This window comes from Shimia sp. MIT910701 (assembly GCF_047126315.1).
Taxonomy (GTDB): domain Bacteria; phylum Pseudomonadota; class Alphaproteobacteria; order Rhodobacterales; family Rhodobacteraceae; genus Shimia.
In genome coordinates, this window is the sequence record NZ_CP138953.1 from 1 (window position 1) to 2,500 (window position 2,500).

At 53.6% G+C, this 2,500-nt stretch carries 1 tRNA gene and 2 rRNA genes (1 of these 3 cut by a window edge); all 3 read right to left on the minus strand.

The features are described 5' to 3' along the window. Positions 1–9: 9 nt before the first annotated feature. A tRNA-Met gene (locus SIB38_RS00005) sits at positions 10–86 on the minus strand. 155 nt (positions 87–241) lie between these two features. Continuing rightward, positions 242–356 (minus strand): 5S ribosomal RNA (rrf, locus tag SIB38_RS00010). 132 nt (positions 357–488) lie between these two features. After that, positions 489–2,500, minus strand: a 23S ribosomal RNA gene (locus SIB38_RS00015); it runs 819 nt beyond the window's last position.

Sequence of the window (2,500 nt, forward strand, 5' to 3'; positions counted from 1 at the left end):
ACTTATTTTTGGTTGCGGGAGCAGGATTTGAACCTGCGACCTTCAGGTTATGAGCCTGACGAGCTACCGGGCTGCTCCATCCCGCGACAGTTTGGTTGGCCTACCGCCGGTAGGGCTACTTGAGGCCGGTTTGATCTCTTTCCGGTTGGGTTTGAGATCTGTCGCCCTTCAGGACGTTTTGATTGTTCTGAAGGTATTCTTTTTTTTTTCATCGTAGAGAGATACTGAGGTCGTTTGTTAGGTTTGGCGATGACCTACTCTCCCACACCTTAAGATGCAGTACCATCGGCGCTACGGTGCTTAACGGCCGGGTTCGGGATGGGACCGGGTGTTTCACTCGCGCTATGATCACCAAACCGAACAAACGGCCTCATACTCATTTGCGCTACCGCCCGGAGGGCTACTTGAGCGCGAGAGTTGGTGTCCAAGTCATTTCACTGATTGTGTAGTGTGTATGCTTTTGATTTCCAGTCTTACTTTTACTGGATCAAATCAAGCCTATCGGACCATTAGTACCAGTCAACTGAATGCGTTACCGCACTTACATCTCTGGCCTATCGACGAGGTGGTCTACCTCGGTCCTCAGGGATACCTTGTTTTGAGGGGGGCTTCCCGCTTAGATGCCTTCAGCGGTTATCCTGTCCGATCATAGCTACCCTGCACTGCTGCTGGCGCAACAACAGGTCCACCAGTGGATCGTTCACCCCGGTCCTCTCGTACTAGGGGCAACTCCTCTCAAGTATCCTACACCCACGGCAGATAGGGACCGAACTGTCTCACGACGTTCTAAACCCAGCTCACGTACCTCTTTAAACGGCGAACAGCCGTACCCTTGGGACCTGCTCCAGCCCCAGGATGAGATGAGCCGACATCGAGGTGCCAAACACTGCCGTCGATATGGACTCTTGGGCAGTATCAGCCTGTTATCCCCGGCGTACCTTTTATCCGTTGAGCGATGGCCCTTCCACTCGGGACCACCGGATCACTATGGCCGTCTTTCGACTCTGCTCGACTTGTCAGTCTCGCAGTCAGGCTGGCTTCTGCCATTGCACTCAACGAGCGATTTCCGACCGCTCTGAGCCAACCTTCGCGCGCCTCCGTTACGCTTTAGGAGGCGACCGCCCCAGTCAAACTACCCGCCACACAGGGTCCCGGATCCGGATAACGGACCGCGGTTAGACATCAAGCGATGCAAGGGTGGTATCTCAAGGGAGGCTCCACCGACACTGGCGTGTCGGTTTCAAAGCCCACCACCTATCCTGCACATGCATGGCCTGATGCCAGTGTGAAGCTGTAGTAAAGGTGCACGGGGTCTTTCCGTCTAACCGCGGGAAGCCTGCATCTTGACAGGCAATTCAATTTCGCTGAGTCGATGTTGGAGACAGCGGGGAAGTCGTTACGCCATTCGTGCAGGTCGGAACTTACCCGACAAGGAATTTCGCTACCTTAGGACCGTTATAGTTACGGCCGCCGTTTACCTGGGCTTCAATTCGGAGCTCTCACCCCTCCTTTTAACCTTCAGGCACCGGGCAGGCGTCAGACCCTATACGTCGTCTTGCGACTTCGCAGAGCCCTGTGTTTTTAGTAAACAGTCGCCACCCCCTGGTTTGTGCCCCCAGCCAATACTTGCGTAGAAACTGGGCCTCCTTCTCGCGAACTTACGGAGGTATTTTGCCGAGTTCCTTCAACATCGTTCTCTCAAGCGCCTTGGTATGCTCTACCAGTCCACCTGTGTTGGTTTAGGGTACGGTCTCATGGAGGGCTATTTCCAGGAACTGATCAGCAGCCCATTCAATCCGATAAGAATGAACTACCTTCACAATCCGTCACATCCTCCTGGCCTAGGAATATTAACCTAGTTCCCATCGCCTACGGCTTTCGCCCTCGGCTTAGGGGCCGGCTTACCCTGCTCAGATTAGCTTTAAGCAGGAACCCTTGGACTTTCGGCGAGAGTGTCTCTCACACTCTTTGTCGCTACTCATGTCATCATTCTCACTAGTGATCTCTCCACGGGATCGCTCACGCGCCCGCTTCATCGAAAGCTCCATATCCTCCAAGGCATTCCGAAGAATGCTAAAGAGGATTGGAACTATGTCACACTACGCTCTGCTACCGATGCTTACGCATCCCTAGACTTCGGCTCATGGCTTGAGCCCCGTTACATCTTCGCCGCAGGACAACTTATTTAGACCAGTGAGCTGTTACGCTATCTTTAAAGGATGGCTGCTTCTAAGCCAACCTCCTGGTTGTTTTGGTCGTCCCACCTGCTTTCCCACTTAGCCATGAATTAGGGGCCTTAGTCGTAGGTCAGGGTTGTTTCCCTCTCCACTACGGACGTTAGCATCCGCAGTGTGTCTGCCACATAGTACTCCCGGGTATTCGGAGTTTGGTTAGGATCAGTAAGCCTGTGGGGCCCCATTACCCATCCAGTGCTCTACCCCCCGGGGTATTCGTGTGACGCTCTACCTAAATAGATTTCGCAGAGAACCAGCTATCTCCG